This is a genomic window from Stenotrophomonas sp. GbtcB23 (assembly GCF_019091045.1).
GTDB classification, from domain to species: domain Bacteria; phylum Pseudomonadota; class Gammaproteobacteria; order Xanthomonadales; family Xanthomonadaceae; genus Stenotrophomonas; species Stenotrophomonas rhizophila_A.
Genome location: NZ_JAGXKC010000395.1, coordinates 1 through 274, shown reverse-complemented (window position 1 = coordinate 274; position 274 = coordinate 1). Strand labels below are relative to the sequence as shown.

The following is a 274-nucleotide window of genomic DNA, read 5'->3' as shown; positions in this document are numbered from 1 at the left end:
AGCAAGCATATTGCCACAGTTTGGTGTCGTATCGACACGCCTTTCCTCAACGCTGACTTGTGCGAACAGGTACTCGACATCGGCGTCCGGGCGCCTGGAACGCCCGACGATCGCAACCTTGCTCGTCACGGGGTTGCCACCTCCCACTCCGTCGATCTGCAACGCATGGCCAGCGCCCAGCGCCGAGATCAGAACCTTGTCTCTGATCTCGACATCTTGCGGCAGGTCGTCCGTCAGAAAAAACGGTCCTTTCGAGGTGCCGCCCCTCATCAAC

At 59.5% G+C, this 274-nt stretch carries 1 protein-coding gene; it reads right to left on the bottom strand.

Features of this window, described 5'->3' with window-relative positions:
• The coding region (locus KVS69_RS19545) for a PrpF domain-containing protein (RefSeq protein ID WP_302675391.1) at positions 1–270 on the bottom strand (270 nt) is incomplete at its 3' end.
• Positions 271–274: the final 4 nt, after the last annotated feature.